Source organism: Streptomyces sp. NPDC050504, assembly GCF_044458065.1.
Classification (GTDB): Bacteria; Actinomycetota; Actinomycetes; order Streptomycetales; family Streptomycetaceae; genus Streptomyces.
Genome location: NZ_JBITHO010000003.1, coordinates 199,394 through 217,634, shown reverse-complemented (window position 1 = coordinate 217,634; position 18,241 = coordinate 199,394). Strand labels below are relative to the sequence as shown.

Annotated in this window: 17 protein-coding genes; 5 read left to right on the top strand and 12 right to left on the bottom strand. The window is 72.5% G+C overall.

The annotated features are described in order from the left end of the window. Window positions 1-67: 67 nt before the first annotated feature. Window positions 68-1,207, top strand: a complete 1,140-nt coding sequence (locus tag ACIBNE_RS12305) for a M23 family metallopeptidase (RefSeq protein ID WP_399271454.1) — start codon at window positions 68-70, stop codon at window positions 1,205-1,207. 73 nt (window positions 1,208-1,280) lie between these two features. Here the strand turns inward: ACIBNE_RS12305 and ACIBNE_RS12300 are convergent, their stop codons facing one another. From ACIBNE_RS12300 to ACIBNE_RS12270, 7 genes are all read right to left on the bottom strand, one after another. Beyond that, entirely contained in the window at window positions 1,281-2,141 is an 861-nt protein-coding gene (locus ACIBNE_RS12300) for a Cof-type HAD-IIB family hydrolase (RefSeq protein ID WP_399271453.1), read from the bottom strand. A 141-nt stretch (window positions 2,142-2,282) separates the two neighbouring features. Further along, on the bottom strand, window positions 2,283-3,185 hold the full coding sequence (locus tag ACIBNE_RS12295; protein WP_399271452.1) for an LLM class flavin-dependent oxidoreductase: 903 nt from the start codon (window positions 3,183-3,185) through the stop codon (window positions 2,283-2,285). 96 nt (window positions 3,186-3,281) lie between these two features. After that, window positions 3,282-3,734, bottom strand: coding sequence for a hypothetical protein (locus ACIBNE_RS12290; protein ID WP_399271451.1), 453 nt, complete (start codon window positions 3,732-3,734; stop codon window positions 3,282-3,284). Between the two features lie 96 nt (window positions 3,735-3,830). Further along, window positions 3,831-4,397 carry an RNA 2'-phosphotransferase gene (locus tag ACIBNE_RS12285; RefSeq protein ID WP_399271450.1) on the bottom strand — a complete coding sequence of 189 codons (567 nt, stop codon included), beginning with the start codon at window positions 4,395-4,397 and terminating at the stop codon, window positions 3,831-3,833. 123 nt (window positions 4,398-4,520) lie between these two features. Then, window positions 4,521-5,462, bottom strand: coding sequence for a MerR family transcriptional regulator (locus tag ACIBNE_RS12280; RefSeq protein ID WP_399271449.1), 942 nt, complete (start codon window positions 5,460-5,462; stop codon window positions 4,521-4,523). Window positions 5,463-5,525: 63 nt separating this feature from the next. Beyond that, window positions 5,526-7,313 carry an SDR family oxidoreductase gene (locus ACIBNE_RS12275; RefSeq protein WP_399271660.1) on the bottom strand — a complete coding sequence of 596 codons (1,788 nt, stop codon included), beginning with the start codon at window positions 7,311-7,313 and terminating at the stop codon, window positions 5,526-5,528. 41 nt (window positions 7,314-7,354) lie between these two features. Next, window positions 7,355-8,209 (bottom strand): M24 family metallopeptidase, encoded by an 855-nt coding sequence (locus ACIBNE_RS12270; RefSeq protein WP_399271448.1) that lies wholly within the window; start codon window positions 8,207-8,209, stop codon window positions 7,355-7,357. A gap of 358 nt (window positions 8,210-8,567) precedes the next feature. Between ACIBNE_RS12270 and ACIBNE_RS12265 the strand changes: the two genes are divergently transcribed. From ACIBNE_RS12265 to ACIBNE_RS12250, 4 genes are read left to right on the top strand one after another with little or no spacing between them, the layout of a single operon-like run. Next, window positions 8,568-9,557: an ABC transporter ATP-binding protein gene (locus ACIBNE_RS12265; RefSeq protein ID WP_399271447.1), complete on the top strand. Its 990-nt coding sequence runs from the start codon at window positions 8,568-8,570 to the stop codon at window positions 9,555-9,557. Continuing rightward, the gene (locus ACIBNE_RS12260; RefSeq protein ID WP_399271446.1) at window positions 9,554-10,465 is read left to right on the top strand and encodes an ABC transporter permease; all 912 of its coding nucleotides are present in this window, start codon (window positions 9,554-9,556) and stop codon (window positions 10,463-10,465) included. The genes ACIBNE_RS12265 and ACIBNE_RS12260 overlap by 4 nt, the downstream gene beginning before the upstream one ends. Continuing rightward, a complete protein-coding gene (locus ACIBNE_RS12255) occupies window positions 10,462-11,373 on the top strand; it encodes an ABC transporter ATP-binding protein (RefSeq protein WP_399271445.1) in 912 nt (303 codons plus the stop codon). The genes ACIBNE_RS12260 and ACIBNE_RS12255 overlap by 4 nt, the downstream gene beginning before the upstream one ends. An 18-nt stretch (window positions 11,374-11,391) precedes the next feature. After that, window positions 11,392-12,114: an ABC transporter permease gene (locus tag ACIBNE_RS12250; protein WP_399271444.1), complete on the top strand. Its 723-nt coding sequence runs from the start codon at window positions 11,392-11,394 to the stop codon at window positions 12,112-12,114. Between the two features lie 79 nt (window positions 12,115-12,193). On the opposite strand, the gene ACIBNE_RS12245 is transcribed toward ACIBNE_RS12250, so the two are convergent. The 5 genes from ACIBNE_RS12245 to pheA form a co-directional block, all read right to left on the bottom strand. Beyond that, on the bottom strand, window positions 12,194-13,468 hold the full coding sequence (locus tag ACIBNE_RS12245; protein ID WP_399271443.1) for a CynX/NimT family MFS transporter: 1,275 nt from the start codon (window positions 13,466-13,468) through the stop codon (window positions 12,194-12,196). 56 nt (window positions 13,469-13,524) lie between these two features. Further along, on the bottom strand, window positions 13,525-14,271 hold the full coding sequence (locus ACIBNE_RS12240) for a FadR/GntR family transcriptional regulator (RefSeq protein WP_399271442.1): 747 nt from the start codon (window positions 14,269-14,271) through the stop codon (window positions 13,525-13,527). Window positions 14,272-14,595: 324 nt separating this feature from the next. Beyond that, window positions 14,596-15,411, bottom strand: a complete 816-nt coding sequence (locus tag ACIBNE_RS12235) for an HAD family hydrolase (RefSeq protein WP_399271441.1) — start codon at window positions 15,409-15,411, stop codon at window positions 14,596-14,598. Continuing rightward, window positions 15,408-16,697, bottom strand: coding sequence for a serine--tRNA ligase (gene serS, locus ACIBNE_RS12230; protein ID WP_399271440.1), 1,290 nt, complete (start codon window positions 16,695-16,697; stop codon window positions 15,408-15,410). The genes ACIBNE_RS12235 and serS overlap by 4 nt, the downstream gene beginning before the upstream one ends. A gap of 580 nt (window positions 16,698-17,277) precedes the next feature. Beyond that, complete coding sequence (gene pheA, locus ACIBNE_RS12225; protein ID WP_399271439.1) at window positions 17,278-18,213, bottom strand: prephenate dehydratase; 936 nt, start codon at window positions 18,211-18,213, stop codon at window positions 17,278-17,280. Window positions 18,214-18,241: the final 28 nt, after the last annotated feature.

Genomic DNA, 18,241 nt, shown 5'->3' with positions numbered 1-18,241 from the left:
CGGGACGCGGCGCCACGCGCCCGTGCGGTTGCGCCGAAACCCCGGCGCCCGGGGCGACGATCCTGGGATGCGAACGCGACGTACAAGGGGGCGCAGGCGCTGCCTGGGGGCGCTGGCGCTCTGCGCGCTGCTCACCCTCGCGCCCGACCCGTCCGCACACGCCGCCGACGGGCCGGCCGCACGCCCCGGTGCCGGTAAGGCCGCAGGTACGAGTGCCGGTACGGGGGCCGGTACGGGCAGTGCCGCGGGCGGGTCCGACGGGCCCCGCGCGGGCGCCCGGGTGGCGCGGCTGTACGAGCAGGTGGCGCGGGCCACCGACGCGTACGAGAGAGGCAGGCGCGCCGCCGGGCTGCGGCGCGCCGAGGCCCGGCGCCTGGAGGTGCGGCTCGCGCGGCAGCGCCGGGTGCTCGCCGGGCACCGCGCCGGTCTGGGCGCGGTCGCCCGCTCCCAGTACCGCGCGGGCGCCGGGCCCGTCGCGGACACGGCCCGGGTCCTCCTCGCGGGCGACCCCGAGCGGCTGCTGCGCGGCCGGTACCTGGCGCACCGGGCCGACCTGGCGCTGGCGCGGATGCTGGACCGGGCGGTGCTGGCCGAGCGGGTGCTCGTACGGGACGAGCGGCGCGCCCGGGACGCCTGGCGCGACCTGGAGGCGCGCACCGCGCGGCTCGCGCTGCTGCGGCGGTCCGTCGAGGCGCGGCTGAAGGCGGTGCGGGCGCGCCTGGAGAGGGACGCGGAGCGCAGCGTGGCGGCCGGGAAGTGCGACGGCGTCGTACGGATGGCGCAGCGCGGGCTGCCGGACGGCGGGGCGTGGGTCGCGCCGCTGGAGTCGTACGCGCTGTCGGCGGGGTTCGACCGTGCGGGCGAGCGCTGGGCGCACCGGCACACCGGGCAGGACTTCGCGGTCGCCGTCGGCACGCCGGTGCGGGCGGCCGGTGCGGGGCGGGTGGTCTCGGTGTCCTGCGGGGGCGGCTTCGGCATCGAGGTGGTGCTCGGGCACGCGAACGGCTGGTACACGCAGTACGCGCACCTGTCGGCCGCCGCCGTCGAGCCGGGCGAGCGGGTGCGGGCCGGGCAGTGGGTCGGGCAGGCGGGGACGACGGGCAACTCGACGGGGCCGCACCTGCACTTCGAGGTGCGGCTGACGCCGTACCTGGGGTCGGGCGTGGACCCGATGGGGTGGATGCGGGAGCACGGAGTGGTGCTCTAGGGGTACGGGGGTACAGAGGTACGGGGTGTACGGGGTACGGGGTACGGGACCCCGCCTCCGTTCCCGCCCCGGGCTACCGGCCTTCGAGGATGCGCTCGATCACGGCCGCCACGCCGTCCTCGTTGTTCGACTCCGTACGGCCGGACGCGGCGGCGAGCACCGCCGGGTGGGCGTTGCCCATCGCGTACGAGGCACCGGCCCAGCTCAGCATCTCGATGTCGTTCGGCATGTCGCCGAAGGCCACGACCTCCTCGGCCGAGATGCCGCGCTCGGCGCAGCACAGCGCCAGCGTGGACGCCTTGGAGACGCCGGGGGCGCTGATCTCCAGGAGCGCGGTGGGGCTGGAGCGGGTGACCTCGGCGCGCGGGCCCACGGCGGCGCGGGCCAGGCCGAGGAAGGCGTCGGGGGACAGCTCGGGGTGGAAGGCGAGGATCTTGAGGACGGGCTCGTCCGCCTCGGCGGCCGCCGCGTCCAGGAGCTTCTCGGCGGTGGCGATGGAGAGCGCCGGGTCCATGTGCAGCGGGGGATAGGCGGGCTCGTGCTGTATGCCGCAGGTCCGCTCGACGGCGAACGACGTGCCGGGTGCGGCGGCGCGCAGCGTGCCGACGACGTCCAGCGCGGTCTCCCGCTCGACGGGGCGGACCTTGATGAAGCGGGGTGCTCCCGCGCCGTCGTGCCGCAGGTCGACGACGGCCGCGCCGTTGCCGCAGATGGCCAGGCCGTGGCCGTGCACGTGGTCGCTGACGACGTCCATCCAGCGGGCCGGGCGGCCGGTGACGAAGAAGACCTCGATGCCCGCACGCTCCGCCGCGGCGAGCGCGGCGACGGTGCGCTCCGACACGGACTTGTCGTCGCGCAGCAGGGTGCCGTCCAGGTCGGTGGCGATCAGCCGGGGGACGGCGGGGACGCGGCGGGGGGCGGTAGCTGAGGTCACAGATCCATTCTCGCGTACGAGGTGCACGGTAGTGCGAGGGGGCGCACATTTGAGAGCGTGCGCCCCCTTATGGAATCGACGAGTTCCGGTCAGTCCGGGCCGGTCCCGCCGGGCGGAGCCGGCCTCGTGGCGGACGGCCGCTCAGAGCTGGGCGAGCGCCTCGGTGGCGATCCGCTCGAAGACCTTCTCGTCCGCCGCGAACTCGGAGTCGGGAATGGGCCAGTGGATCACGATTTCGGTGATGCCGAGCGCCTTGTGGTTCGCCGCGAACTCCACGAAGGCGTCGACGGACTCCAGCGGGCGCTGCCGGTCCGGCGTGAAGCCGGTGAGCAGGATCTTGTCGAGTTCGTCGGGGTTGCGGTCGATCGCCTCGCAGGCCGCGCCCAGCTTGCCTACCTGGCCCCTGATCGCCTCGACGGAGTCGGCGGGCGTGCCGGTCTCGAAGATCTTCGGGTCGCCCGTGGTCACCCACGCCTGGCCGTACCCGGCGGCCAGCTTCATGCCGCGCGGCCCGGTCGCCGCGACCGCGAAGGGCAGCCGGGGGCGCTGGACGCAGCCGGGGAGGTTGCGCGCCTCGTGCGCGGAGTAGCGCTCGCCCTCGTGCGTCACGGACGCGGGCGAGCGCAGCAGCCGGTCCAGGAGCGGCACGAACTCGCCGAAGTGGTCGGCCCGTTCGCGCGGCGTCCACTCCTGTCCCGGGCCGCGCAGGGTGGTGGCGTCGAAGCCGTTGCCGCCCGCGCCGACGCCGAGCGTGATCCGGCCGTCCGAGATGTCGTCCAGGGAGATCAGTTCCTTGGCGAGGGTCACCGGGTGGCGGAAGTTCGGCGAGGTCACGAGGGTGCCCAGGCGCATCCGCGAGGTCGCGGCCGCGGCGGCGGTCAGGGTCGGCACCGCGCCGAACCAGGGGCCGTCGCGGAAGGACCGCCAGGCGAGGTGGTCGTAGGTGTACGCGGTGTGGAAACCGAGTTCCTCGGCGCGCTGCCAGTGGCTGCGGCCCTCGTCGTTCCAACGGTAGATCGGCAGAATCACAGTGCTCAGGCGCATGGTCACGACCTTAAGGGCCCAGATCGCGGACCGTCGCACGGGCGAGCCGCCGCGCGGCCGGGGCGGTCGGCGCAGGGCCTGCCGGGACCGGGGCGGTCAGCGCAGGGCCCGGCTGAGCCAGGGGGAGAGGTACGGGAACGGGATCAGCTCCCGGTACGTCTCGTCGCCCGGCAGCGGCACGGTCAGCCAGTAGCCGGGCGGGAAGAAACGGCCCTTCACGTGCGCGAGGCCGCCGAGGACCGAGCGGAGGAAGGCGGGCGCACGGTCGCGCGGGACGTCCGCGAACTCCACGCCTTCGACGGTGATCTTCGCGTCGCCGTCGGGGAAGACGTGCACGGTGACGGCGGGCGGGCCCGACAGCTCCACGTACGCCTCGTGCGGCAGGCTGCCGTCCGTGTCGAGGGCGGTGAAGGCGCCCGCGGCGGTGCGCCGGGACACCTGGTCGGTGCCGATGTCGTCGCTGACGCGGATCTCCAGGCCGTGCTCCCCGGCGATCTCGCGGATCGCCGTGACGACGGCTTCGGTGCTGGCGTGGCGCGGCTGGTCCATGGAACGGATCATGCCCCGGCGGGCCGGGTCCTGGGAACGCGGGGCTTCCCGGAGAAAACGCGGGGCTTCCCGGAGAAGGGGGGGGCGGGGCGCGGTTCAGGGGCGCGGCTCGCCCGGCAGGCGGAGGAACCGCGGGGGTACGGCGTCGGTGAGCCAGACCCCGTTCTCGCTGACCAGGAAGGTGTGGCCCGCCCGGTGCATCGCGCCCGCGTCCACCGACAGGACCACGGGGCGGCCGCGGCGGGCGCCGACCCGGGTCGCGGTGGCCCGGTCGGGCGAGAGGTGGACGTGGTGGCGGTCCATCGGGCGCAGGCCCTCCGCGCGGATCGCGTCCAGGAAGCGGGCGACGGTGCCGTGGTAGAGGTACGCGGGCGGTTCGGCGGGCTCCAGGGCGAGGTCGACCGTGACGGTGTGGCCCTGGTTGGCGCGGATCCGGTCGCCGTCCGGGCCGGTCTCGACGGTGAAGCGCTTCTTGTCGTTCTCGGCGACCACGTGGTCCAGTTCGTCGCGCGTGATGCGCATGCCGTGTGCGGCGGCCGCGCCCAGCAGCTCCGCCACCGGCACCCAGCCGTTCGCGTCGAGGGCGATCCCGATGCGTCCGGGCTGGTGCCGCAGGTGTTTCGAGAGGTACTTCGACACCTTCACGGTGCGTCGTTCGTCCATCCCGTCAGCGTGCCGGATGTGACGATCGTCGCGCATCCGTTTTTGGCGCTCAGGTTTGATCCACAGTCAAGTGTGGTTTTCCACAGGGGGAGTTGAAGGTTCTGTGGACAAGTGACGCCGGATTCAAGGGTTTTGGTCAACTATTCTGCCATTTGTCACAGTTGGGGCTAGAGCGTCCAATGTCCGGCTCTGTAGCTCCCGTTCGGTCGCCGCGGTGATGAAGGCCGCCGCGTTCTGCGCGCCAACCAGCCGCTGTACGGCCCTGATCGTCCCGCCGGGCAGGGCCACGGAACGCAGCTCGTCATCCTTCGCCGGGGGCTCGTCCGGCACCAGGTGCTGCTGGAGGTGACGGGTCGCCAGGGTCTGCATGGCGCGCGCGAGTTCGGCGTCCACGGTCTGCTGGGCGAGCGGGCGCAGGCGGCGGACGAGCGAGGCGGCTTCGGCCGCGTCCGAGTCCGTCGGGGGCAGATGGCCGAGGTAGCGCGCGAAGACGTGCTCGGTGGTGAACTCCAGGAAGCGCGCGGCGATGTGTTCCACTTGGCCCCGAAGTTCCCGCAGGTGTCCGGAGATTGCGGTGAGCGGGACTCCCGCCGCGTACAACTCCACGGCCACGGAGAGTTCCTGTGGGCTCGGAACCAGGAATTCCGCCTCGTTCCCCGGCAGCCGCTGGAGCACCCCAAGCTCCACCGCCTCGGCGATCGCCTCCTCGTCGGGCGTGCCGCCGAACTTCTCGTCCAGATCGGCCCGGGAGATCCTGGCCGACTGCTCGTCGGTCCACGGCCCGTGCACCTCGGCGACCAGTCCGAGCACCCCGCCGAGACCGCGCCCGGAGTCCCACGCCTCCAGCAGCTCCTTGATGGACGCCAGGGTGTAGCCGCGCTCCAGCAGGTCGGCGATGCGGTGCAGCCTGGCCAGGTGCTCCTCGCCGTACACGTTGGCCCGGCCGCGCCGCTCCGGCTTGGGCAGCAGCCCGCGGTCCTGGTAGGCGCGGATGGTGCGGACCGTGGCGCCGCTGAGATGCGCCAGGTCCTCGATGCGGTACTCGACCGCCGACGCCTCGGACAAAACCACTCCCCACTCGACCCGTCGCGGCGCGGCCCACCGCGCCCGAGCGATGGTACGACCCGCCTACAGCGGAGGCTCCATCCTGGCTATCGCCCGCAGCGCCCTGGGCGTGAAGCGCGACATCAGGTGTGCGCCGCGCGCCTCGGGGGTGACCGGCACGACCGCCCGGTTCTGCGCGACGGCCCGCAGGATCGCCGAAGCGACCTTCTCCGGCGGGTAGTTGCGCAGCCCGTACAGCCGTGACGTGCGCTTCTGGAGCCGCTTCTGCTCGGTGTCGTCGACCCCGGTGAAGGTGGTCGTCGCGGTGATGTTGGTGTTGACGAGTCCGGGGCAGATCGCCGACACGCCGATGCCCTGCCCGGCCAGCTCGGCGCGCAGGCACTCGCTGAGCATCAGCACGGCGGCCTTCGACGTGGAGTACGCCGGCAGTGCCTTGGACGGCTGGAAGGCGGCGGCCGACGCGGTGTTGACGATGTGGCCGCCCTGGCCGCGGTCGGCCATCTGCTTGCCGAAGATCCGGCAGCCGTGGATGACGCCCCACAGATTGACGTCCAGGACCCTCTTCCAGTCCTCGGCCGAGGTGTCGAAGAAGGAGCCGGAGAGCCCGATCCCGGCGTTGTTCACCAGGACGTCCACGATGCCGCACTCCCTGGCGACCTTCTCGGCCAGCTTCTCCATCGCCTGCTCGTCGCTGACGTCCACCGCTTCGCCCCAGGCTTCGGGGGCGCCGATCAGCCGCGCCAGCTCCGCCGTCCTGGCCGCCCCCTCCGCGTCCCGGTCGACGGCCACGATCCGCGCCCCCGCCTCGGCGAACGCGAAGGCCGTGGCCCGGCCGATGCCGCTGGCCGCGCCCGTGACCAGCACCAGCTGGCCGCCGAAGCGCTCGGCGTAGGGGCCGTCGGCCAGGGCGTCCCGCGCGGACGCCCCGCCCTCCACCGCCGTCGCGAACTCGTTGATCCACGCCGTCAGCCGGTCGGGCCTGGTGCGCGGCACCCAGTGCTTGGCGGGCAGGCTGCGGCGCACCAGCTGCGGCGCCCACCGCTCCAGGTCGTCGTAGAGGTGCTCGGAGAGGAAGGCGTCGCCGGTCGGGGTGATCAGCTGGACCGGGGCGTGGGCGAACGCGTCGGCGCGCGGACGGCCCAGCCTGGCCCGGACGTTGTCCCGGTAGAGCCAGGCGCCGTGCGCCGCGTCCGAGGGGAGCGAGGCCGTCGGGTAGTCGCCCGCCGGGACCTTCTCCAGACGCTCCAGCAGCCCAGGCCACCGCTTGCCGAGCGGTCCGCGCCAGGCCAGCTCGGGCAGCACGGGCGTGTGCAGCAGGTACACGTACCAGGACTTGGCGCCCTGGCCCAGGAGCTGGCCCACCCGGCGCGGGGTCGGCCGGGTCACGCGCTGCTTGATCCAGTGCCCGAAGTGGTCGAGGGACGGGCCGGACATGGAGGTGAACGAGGCGATCCTGCCCTCCGTGCGCTTGACCGTCACGAACTCCCAGGACTGCACCGAGCCCCAGTCGTGCCCCACCAGGTGCACCGGCCGGTCCGGGCTCACCGCGTCGGCGACGGCCAGGAAGTCGTCGGTCAGCTTCTCCAGCGTGAAGCCGCCGCGCAGCGGCGTCGGGGCCGTCGACCTGCCGTGGCCCCGCACGTCGTACAGCACCACGTGCCACCGCTCGGCCAGCCGCTCGGCGACCTCCGTCCAGACCTCCTTGCTGTCCGGATAGCCGTGCACCAGCAGCACCGTCGGCTGCGCGGCGTCGCCCAGCTCCGCGACGCACAGCTCGACCCCGCCCGTACGCACCCAGCGCTCGCGCGCGCCCGTGAGCCCGCCGCCCGCTGCCCCGCCGCCCGCTGCGATGTCGCCCACTGCCCCGCCGTCCGCCGCCCCGCTGCCCACCGTCACGCCGCCTTCTCCTCAGCCCAGCGCCGCACGTGCGGCAGGTCGTCGTCCAGCCAGAACGCGCTCTGTTCGGGGTCACGTGAGTCGGTGACGACCAGGATCTCCTCGAACTTCGCGCCCGTACCCCGGAATCCGAGGTGCGGCTCGACCGCCCACAGCCCCGGTCGGGGAGGGTGGTCGGAGAACTTGTACGGGGACCAGAGCGGCGACCAGCCGTCCCGGTGCCCGTGGACCGCGTCGCTCGCCAGGCCCTTGAGCGCCTGCGTGCCGAACCCGAACACGGTCGGCGACCAGCGGCGCTGCTCGACCCGGTCCACCTTGTGCGCGATCACGCCGAAGGGGTACGCGCGGTGCCGGTTGGCGTACCCCTGCCGGACCATCAGCCGCTCCACGTCCTCGTAGATCTCGCGCAGCGACCGGCGCTCGCGGACCTCGCGCAGGATCAGCTCGCGGTGCGCCTCCAGGTCCGCGAGCAGCCTGTCGTGCACGGGGTTGAGGCCCAGGCAGCCCGAGTACCCGACGTCGGCCACGTACCCCTCGTACACCGGGGCCATGTCCAGGACGAACGGCATCCCCGGCTCCAACCGCCGGTTGGTGGGGAAGAACTGGAGGGGTATCCGGAAGTTCGTGAACGCCGTGCGGTCGCCGAACCAGGCGAACGGCAGGTGGAACCAGTCCCGCACCCCGCGGGCGCGCAGCCACTCCCGCTGCATCCGGGCCGCCTCGCGCTCCGTGACCCCGGGCTTGAGCTGCGCGGCCACCGCCTCCGCGCACTCGTAGGCGAGGCGCTGCACCGTCCTGAACCCGCGCAGGTCCGCGTCCAGTTCGCCCCTCGATGGAGTGGCTGGGGTCATGGCTGAGGTCATGCCACCGTCCGTCCGTGTGCGGTACGCGTCCGTAACTTGACACTGATGAATGTGACAATGCCCGACGGCTACGTCAAGGGGTCCGACGCCGACCTGGGGACAACTCGGGGACGGCTCGGGGTCCGCCAGGGGTCCGCCCAGGGTCTGCCCAGGGTCCGCCCGGGGTCCGCTCCGGGGCGCCGCCCCGTACCTGTCACCAGACCTGTCGCCGGACCTGTCACCTTCCGTCGCCCATGTTGTTCACTTTCGTCTCCTCCCCCTTACGGGTCCGTACTCCTGCGGTCGGACAGCGATCCAACCGTCAAGGCTGACGCCCGATGTGGCGCGCGCCACTACCGTCGGAGACGTGACTGTGATCGCGACCGAAAGCCTGAGCAAGCGGTTCCCCCGGGTGACCGCGCTTGACCGGCTCTCCTTGGACATCGGGCCCGGTGTGACCGGCCTGGTGGGCGCCAACGGAGCCGGCAAGTCCACCATGATCAAGATCCTTCTTGGTCTCTCCCCCGCCACCGAGGGCCGGGCCCGGGTGCTCGATCTGGACGTCGCCACGCACGGCGCCGAGATCCGCGAGCGCGTGGGCTACATGCCGGAGCACGACTGCCTGCCGCCCGACGTCTCGGCCACCGAGTTCGTCGTCCACATGGCGCGCATGTCGGGCCTGCCGCCCACCGCGGCCCGCGAGCGGACCGCCGACACCCTGCGCCACGTCGGGCTCTACGAGGAGCGCTACCGCCCCATCGGCGGCTACTCGACCGGCATGAAGCAGCGCGTGAAGCTGGCCCAGGCGCTCGTCCACGACCCGCAGTTGGTGCTGCTCGACGAGCCGACCAACGGCCTCGACCCGGTCGGCCGCGACGAGATGCTGGGCCTGATCCGCCGCGTCTGGACGGACTTCGGCATCTCGGTCCTGGTCACCTCGCACCTGCTGGGCGAGTTGGAGCGCACCTGCGACCACGTCGTCGTCATCGACGGCGGCAAGCTGCTGCGCTCCAGCTCCACCAGCGACTTCACCCAGACCACCACGACCCTCGCGGTCGAGGTCACCGACTCCGACGCGCACCCGGACGGCACGGCGGCGGTCCGCACCGCCCTGGCCGCCGCGGGCGTCGTGCTCCACGAGGGCCTGGAGGACGGCCTGCCGGGCGCCGGGCACATCCTGCTCGTCGAGGCGGCGGGCGAGGAGACGTACGACGTCGTGCGGGACACCGTCGCCGAACTCGGCCTCGGTCTCGTACGGATGGAACAGCGGCGCCACCACATCGCCGAGGTGTTCCGCACGGAACAGAGCCAGGAGCACGAGCCGCAGGCCGCCGCGCAGAAGGGAGCCGGCCGATGAGCACCGAAGCCGCCCAGAGCCCCGGCCAGGGGCCGGGCCAGAGCCGGATCCACAACATCGGCTACCGCGACTACGAGGGCCCCCGCCTGGGTCGCGCCTACGCCCGCCGCTCGCTCTACTCGCAGTCCCTGCGCGGCGCCTACGGCCTCGGCCGCAGCGCCAAGTCCAAGGTCCTGCCGATGATCCTCTTCGCGGTGATGTGCCTGCCCGCGGCGATCATCGTCGCGGTCGCGGTCGCCACCAACCTCAAGGACCTCCCCCTGGAGTACACGCGCTACGCGGTCGTCACCCAGGCGGTCATCGGCCTCTTCCTGGCCGCGCAGGCGCCCCAGTCCGTCTCCCGCGACCTGCGGTTCAAGACGATCCCGCTGTACTTCTCGCGCCCGATCGAGCGCGTCGACTACGTCCTCGCCAAGTACGTGGCGATGGCGTCGGCGCTCTTCGCCCTCACCGCGGCGCCCGTCCTGATCCTCTACATCGGCTCGCTGCTCGCCAAGATGGACTTCGCCGAGCAGACCAAGGGCTTCGCCCAGGGGATCGTCTCGGTGGCCCTGCTCTCCGTGCTCTTCGCCGGGATCGGCCTGGTCATGGCCGCGCTGACGCCGCGCCGCGGGTTCGGCGTCGCCGCCGTCATCGCCGTCCTGACCATCAGCTTCGGCGCGGTCTCCACGATCCAGGCGATCGCCTACGAACAGGGCTCGATCGACTCGATCGAGTGGTTCGGCCTCTTCTCGCCCATCACGCTCGTCGACGGGGTGCAGACGGCCTTCCTCGGCGCGACGACCGCCTTCCCCGGCGGGGGCGGTCCCGGCGCCGGCACCGGCGCGGTCTACCTCCTCGTCGTCCTCGCGCTGATCGCGGGCTCCTACGCCGTGCTGATGCGCCGCTACCGGAAGGTCGGACTGTGACAGTCATCGACATCGACCACACCTCCCGCTGGTTCGGCAACGTGGTGGCCGTCAACGACGTCACCATGTCCATCGGCCCCGGAGTGACCGGACTGCTCGGCCCCAACGGCGCCGGAAAATCGACCCTGATCAACATGATGGCCGGTTTCCTCGCGCCCTCGACGGGAAGCGTGACGCTCGACGGCAAGCCGATCTGGCGCAACGAGTCGGTCTACGAGGAGATCGGCATCGTTCCCGAGCGCGAGGGCATGTACGACTTCCTCACCGGCGAGGAGTTCGTCGTCGCCAACGCCGAACTGCACGGACTCGGCGCGAAGGCGGCCCAGAAGGCGCTCGCCACGGTCGAGATGGAGTACGCCCAGGACCGCAAGATCCAGACGTACAGCAAGGGCATGCGCCAGCGCGTGAAGATGGCGTCCGCGCTGGTCCACGAGCCGTCCGTGCTGCTCCTCGACGAGCCGTTCAACGGCATGGACCCGCGCCAGCGCATGCAGCTGATGGAGCTGCTGCGCCGGATGGGCGCCGAGGGCCGCACCGTGCTGTTCTCCTCGCACATCCTCGAAGAGGTCGAACAGCTCGCCTCGCACATCGAGGTGATCGTCGCGGGGCGGCACGCCGCGTCCGGCGACTTCCGGCGCATCCGCCGGCTGATGACGGACCGCCCGCACCGCTATCTGATCCGCTCCAGCGACGACCGCGCGCTCGCCGCCGCCCTCATCGCCGACCCGTCGACCGCCGGGATCGAGGTGGACCTCAAGGAGGGCGCGCTGCGCGTCCAGGCCGTCGACTTCGGCCGGTTCACCACGCTGCTGCCGCAGGTCGCCCGCGCGCACGGCATCCGGCTGCTGACCGTCTCGCCGTCCGACGAGTCCCTCGAATCGGTCTTCTCCTACCTCGTAGCGGCCTGAAAGGAGCTGAGACGGACCATGTACGACCCCACAGTCGCCCGGCTCACCTACCGCGCGCTCCTCGGCCGCCGCCGAGCGCTGATCCTCTTCGCCCTGCCCGCGCTGCTGATCCTGATCTCGGTTGCGGTGCGCATGCTGAGCGGCGCCGACGACCAGACGGCGGCCAACGTGCTGGGCGGCTTCGCGCTCGCCACGATGGTGCCGCTGATCGGCGTCATCGCGGGCACGGGCGCGATCGGCCCCGAGATCGACGACGGCTCGATCGTCTACCTGCTCTCCAAGCCGGTGAAGCGCCCGACGATCATCCTCACCAAACTGACCGTCGCGATCGCCGTGACGATGGTCTTCTCCGCGCTTCCCACCGCGATCGCCGGATTCGTCCTGAACGGCAACGGCCAGCAGGTCGCCGTCGCGTACACCGTCGCCGCGCTGGTCGCCTCCATCGCGTACAGCGCGCTGTTCCTGCTGCTGGGCACGGTCAGCAGGCACGCGGTGGTCATCGGCCTGGTCTACGCGCTGGTCTGGGAGGCCCTGTTCGGCAGCCTGGTGGCGGGCGCCCGCACGCTCAGCGTCCAGCAGTGGTCGCTCGCGGTCGCCGAGAAGGTCACCGGCGGGGACGGCCTGATCACCTCGGACGTCGGGCTGCCGCTGGCCGTGGTGCTGCTCGCGGGCGTGACGGGCGTCGCGACCTGGTACGCGGGGCAGAAGCTGCGCACGCTGACCCTGGCGGGCGAGGAGTAGGCCCCGCCGGTACGGGGAAGGGGCGGCCGTCCACGGGGGGCGGCCGCCCCTTCCCCGTACCCCGTACCCGTGCGGGTCCTCAGACCTTCCGGTCGCGGGCCGCGAAGAGGCCCACCACGAGCGCCGCCGCGCACACGCCGAGCACCAGCGCGATCGGTACGGTCCAGCTGCCCGTCGCCTGGTAGACCGCGCCCGCCGCGAGCGGACCGGCCGCCGCCAGCAGGTAGCCCACCGTCTGCGCCATCCCGGACAGCCGCGCCGCCGTCAGCGCGTCCCCCGAGCGCAGCACGATCATCGTCAGCGCCAGCCCGACCGCGCCGCCCTGCCCGACGCCCAGGACCGCCGACCAGAGCCAGGGCAACCAGGGCGCGGCCGCCGGAGCCACCATCAGCCCCACGTACCCCGCCCCCACCAGCGACGTCACCAGCACCACCAGCGGGCGCTGGCCGCGCATCCGGCCCGCGAGGAGCGGCACCCCGAAGGCGCCCGCGACCTGCATCAGGTTGTTGAAGGCGAAGACCACGCCCGCGGCCGACCGGTCCATCCCGGCGTCCGTGAGGATCGTCGGCATCCAGGCGATCAGGACGTACGTCCACAGGGACTGGAGCCCCATGAAGAGCGTCACCTGCCAGGCCAGTGCCGAGCGCCACACGCTCCCGGCCGGGGCGCCGCCCGCGGGGGAGGCGCGCACCTCGTGGCCGGTGCGCCCGCGCGCGATCAGCACCTGCGGCAGCCAGGCCGCGGCCGCGAGCGCCGCCAGCAGCGACCAGCAGGCGAGCGACGCCTCCCACGACCCGCCGAACGCCTTCTCCAGCGGCACGGACGCGGCGGCCGCCACCGTCGCGCCCGCGATCATCGCGCCCGTGTAGACCGAGGTCATCGCGGCGGCCCGGTCCGGGAAGTCCCGTTTGATCAGCCCCGGCATCAACACGTTGAGCAGCGCGATCGCCGTGCCGACCAGCACCCCGCCGCCGTACACCGCGAAGACCGACGGCACGACCCGCACCAGGATGCCGACGCCGAGCAGCACCAGCGCGGCGAGGAGCACCGGCTCGGTGCCGAACCGCCGCGCCAGCCAGGGCGCGACCAGCGCGCCGAGCCCCAGGAAGAGCACCGGCACGGACGTGATCAGCGAGGTCGCGGTCGAGGAGAGCCCGAAGCCCTCGCCGATCTCACCGACCAGCGGCGAGACGCTGGCCAGCGCCGCCCGCATGTTGAGCGAGGCCAGCACGATCCCGACGAGGAGCAGCGCCGGGTGCGCCAGCAGCGCTCGGCGGGCCGCCGCCGCGCGGGGCGAGGGCCGGACGTCGGCCTCCGCGTCCAGGAGGAGCCGGTCGGAATCCGGGCGTGACAAGGCTGCCGCCTCTCTTCAAGGCTCGAAGGTCTCGTACGTGGGGGAGCGGGCGGTTCCTACGGGGCCGCGGGCCCCGCCGGTGCGGTCGGCCCTGCCGGTGCGGCCGGCCCCGTCGGCGCTTCCAGGGCCGCCAGTGCCGCCAGTGCCGCCAGGGCTTCCATGGGGCCCCGCAGCAGCTCGCGCGCGACCCGCTCGGCGGCCGCCGCGTCGCCCGCCTCGACGGCGTCGACCAGCGCGGTGTGCGCGGCCAGGTCGATCGGCGGCATCTCGTGGTCGCCCAGCGCCTCGGCCAGGGACTCGTGGACCTGGACCGAGAAGAAGCGGTACACCTCGACGAACGCCGCGTTGTGCGTCGCCTCCACGACGCCCTGGTGGAAGGCGACGTCGGCGTCGGCCGCCCGGTCCCCCTCCTCGTGCAGCGTCACCAGGGCCGCCCGCAGCCGCAGCAGGTCGTGGGCGTCGCGCCGCGCGGCGGCCAGCCTGGCGGCCTCCGCCTCCAGGGCGACCCGCAGCTCCAGCACGTCCAGCGCCCCGGCGTGCCGGATCCCGCGCAGGACGGCGGACGGGTCGGCCGTCGACCGCACGAAGGTGCCGTTGCCCTGCCGCGATTCCAGGAGCCCCGCGTGCACCAGCACCCGGACCGCCTCGCGCACGGTGTTGCGGCCCACGCCCAGCTGCTCGGCGAGGTCGTGCTCGGTGGGGATGCGGTCGCCGACGGACCACTCCCCCGAGGTCAGCTGCGCGCGCAGCTGGTCGACGACGGTGTCCACGAGGGACTGGCGTCCCGCGGCCCGCAGCGCCATCTGAATTTCCCCAATCACCCGGTTGCCCAGTCATCCTACAACTGTGCGCCGACGAGGTGCGGGCGAAAAAACGGGTGGCGCCCAACGGCCGCCCCGGGCACAGTGGTTGGGCTGGTCCGGGCACGCGCCGGACGGCACGGAAGACCGGGAGAGGAGCGCGGCGACGACCGGCATCACGAGTCCGCCGCGTTCCCGACAAGGACGGCCCCGGGCAGGCACCGGAGTAATCACCTCACTCCGCCGAGCCGCCCGCGGGGCCCGTCCGGGGGCGGCCGTTCCGCGCACCGCGCGAGGCCGCCCCACCCACGTGATCCGGGGCGTGCGTCAGCCGCCGAGCAGCTGCTCCAGGACCACCGCGATCCCGTCGTGCTCGTTCGACGCGGTGATCTCGTGCGCGACGGCCTTCAGGTCGTCGTGCGCGTTGGCCATCGCCACGCCGTGCTGCGCCCAGCCGAACATCGGGATGTCGTTGGGCATGTCGCCGAACGCGATCGTGTCCGCGGCCTTCACGCCGAGCCGCCGCGCGGCCAGCGAGAGCCCCGTCGCCTTGCTCAGCCCGAGCGGCAGGATCTCCACGATCCCCTCGCCCGCCATGACCACGTCCACCAGGTTGCCCACGGCCTCGCGCGTGATCCGCGCGAGCGCGTCGTCGGAGAGCCCGGGGTGCTGGACGTACACCTTGTTCAGCGGGGCGGCCCACAGCTCGGCCGGGTCCTCGAAGGGCACGACGGGCAGCGGCCCCTCCTGCACCCGGTAGCCGGGGCCGACCAGCACCTCGCCGTCGAGCCCGTCGCGGCTGGCGGCCAGCGCGAGCGGCCCGACCTCCGCCTCGACCTTGGAGAGCGCGAGACCGGCGAGCTGCCGGTCCAGCGTCACCGAGGTCAAAAGCCGGTGCTCGCCCGCGTGGTAGACCTGCGCGCCCTGTCCGCACACCGCGAGGCCCTCGTACCCGAGGTCGTCGAGGATGTGCCGGGTCCAGGCCACCGACCGGCCGGTCACGACGATGTGCGCGGCGCCCGTCGCCGTGGCGGCGACGAGCGCGTCGCGGGTGCGCCGCGAGACCGTCCCGTCGGAGCGCAGCAGCGTCCCGTCCAGATCGGTCGCGATCAGTTTGTACGGAAAGGGAGCGGTGGTGCTCACTTGGCGATCGGCTCCAGGACCTCACGGCCGCCCAGGTAGGGGCGGAGGACCTCAGGCACGCGCACCGAGCCGTCGGCGAGCTGGTGGTTCTCCAGGATCGCCACGATCGTGCGCGGGACGGCGCAGAGCGTGCCGTTGAGCGTGGCCAGCGGCTGCACCTTGCTCTTGCCGTCCGCGCTCTCGCGCATCCGGACGGAGAGGCGGCGCGCCTGGAAGCTGTCGCAGTTCGACGCGGAGGTCAGCTCGCGGTACTTGCCCTGGGTCGGGATCCACGCCTCGCAGTCGAACTTGCGGGACGCGGAGGCGCCGAGGTCGCCGGTGGCCACGTCGATGACCTGGAAGGGCAGTTCGAGGCCGGTCAGCCACTGCTTCTCCCAGTCCAGGAGGCGCTTGTGCTCGTTCGCCGCGTCGGCCGGGTCGACGTACGAGAACATCTCGACCTTGTCGAACTGGTGGACGCGGAAGATGCCCCGGGTGTCCTTGCCGTACGTGCCGGCCTCGCGGCGGAAGCACGGCGAGAAGCCCGCGTAGCGCAGCGGGAGCTTGTCCGCGTCGATGATCTCGTCCATGTGGTACGCCGCGAGGGGCACCTCGGACGTGCCGACGAGGTAGTAGTCGTCCTTCTCCAGGTGGTACACGTTCTCGGCGGCCTGGCCGAGGAAGCCGGTGCCCTCCATGGCGCGCGGGCGGACCAGCGCGGGGGTGAGCATCGGGGTGAAACCGGCCTCGGTGGCCTGCGCGATGGCCGCGTTGACCAGGGCCAGCTCCAGGAGCGCGCCGACGCCCGTCAGGTAGTAGAAGCGCGAGCCCGACACCTTGGCGCCGCGCTCGACGTCGATGGCGCCCAGCGCCTCGCCGAGCTCCAGGTGGTCCTTGGGCTCGAAGCCCTCGGCCGCGAAGTCGCGGATCGTGCCGTGCGTCTCCAGGACGGTGAAGTCCTCCTCGCCGCCGACCGGCACGTCCGGGTGGACGAGGTTGCCGAGGCGCAGCAGGAGGCCCTTGGTCTCCTCGTCGGCCTCGTGCTGCTCGGCGTCGGCGGCCTTGACCGCGGCGGCGAGTTCACCGGCCTTCTTGAGGAGGCCGGCCTTCTCGTCGGGCGCGGCCTTGGGGATCAGCTTGCCGAGCGACTTCTGCTCGGAACGGAGTTCGTCGAAGCGGACGCCGGACGACCTGCGCCGCTCATCGGCGGAGAGCAGGGCGTCGACGAGCTCGACGTCCTCTCCACGGGCGCGCTGGGAGGCGCGAACACGGTCGGGGTCCTCACGGAGCAGGCGAAGGTCAATCACCCCACCAGGCTACCGGTGGGCGCTTCCGGCGCTCGAACCGATATTGCCTTGCGTGTCGCTATGTCCGAATTGCTGCAATATCGCCATAATGCGGAATGGTGAGGGGAAATCCCCTGTGGATACCCGCGGGTACCGTCAATTCGCCCCCGGTCATTCCCCGGGAGGGTGCGGAACGCGCCAGGCGGGTTGACGTACTTCCCGTGCGGGAGGCGGCAGTTGGCGCCGGTTGTCCACAGGAATGCACAGGGCCGGGATGTTATCCACAGGGTGTGCGAGAAACCTGTGGACTTCGGAATTGATCGCTCCGAAAGCCGTTGACCAGGCCGCGATCCCCTTGTTCAAACCCCCCTCACGCACTCATTCGGGTGGGAATTCCTCGCCCTGAAGAGTTGACCCGTGGAGCAGGGGTGACGTGGCCCGATCTGTCACCCTGTGGACGGAGCTGGGGTCACTGAGCCGATTTGTCGACTGTGTCGGCCCGTCTTGTCGACTTGTCCCCAGGTCGAGTCTCAGCCCTGTGGATAACTTCTGTGGGTAACGTAAATAAGCAGGTAGGCCTGGCCTAAACCGTCAGGACCGATCAGATTCGGCCGTCTTCGCAGCGCTTCAGCCAGTCCGATGCCGCCAGGAACTCCTCGTCCGACGTGCCCGTCCGCAACTCCCGCACCTCGTCGGGCGAGACCCCGGCCCTCGGGTACGAGCCGAGGAAGCGCACCTCGGGGCAGATCCGCTTCAGCCCCATCAGCGCCTCGCCGACGCGCCGCTCCGAGACGTGCCCCTCGGCGTCCACCGCGAAGCAGTAGTTGCCGATGCCCTCGCCCGTCGGACGGGACTGGAGCAGCATCAGGTTCACCCCGCGCACCGCGAACTCCTGGAGCAGTTCGAGCAGGGCGCCCGGGTGGTCGTCGCGCTGCCAGATGACCACGGACGTCTTGTCGGCGCCGGTCGGGGCCGCGGGCCGGGCGGGCCTGCCGACCAGCACGAACCGCGTCTGCGCGTTCTGCGCGTCGTGGATCTCGGTGAACAGCGGCTCCAGCCCGTACGTCGCCGCCGCGAACTCGCCCGCGAACGCCGCGTCGTACCGCCCCTCCCGCACCAGCCGGGCGCCGTCCGCGTTGGACGCGGCCGACTCCCACACCGCGTCGGGGAGGTTGGCCTCCAGCCACTTGCGCACCTGCGGCTGGGCCGCCGGGTGCGCGGTGACCGTCTTGACGTCCGAGAGCTCGGTGCCGGGCCGCACCAGCAGCGCGAAGGTGATGGAGAGCAGCACCTCGCGGTAGATCATCAGCGGCTCGCCCGACGCCAGCTGGTCGATGGTGGCGGTGATGCCGCCCTCCACCGAGTTCTCGATCGGTACGAGGGCGGCTGCCGCCTCCCCGCTGCGCACGGCGTCCAGGGCCGCCGGGACGGAGACCGCGGGGACGAGCTCGCGGGCGGCGGCCTCCGGCAGCTGTCGCAGCGCGGCCTCGGTGAACGTGCCCTCGGGGCCGAGATAGGTGTAGCGGGTGGCTGACATGCGGTCACCCTAATGGGCCCCGCAAGAT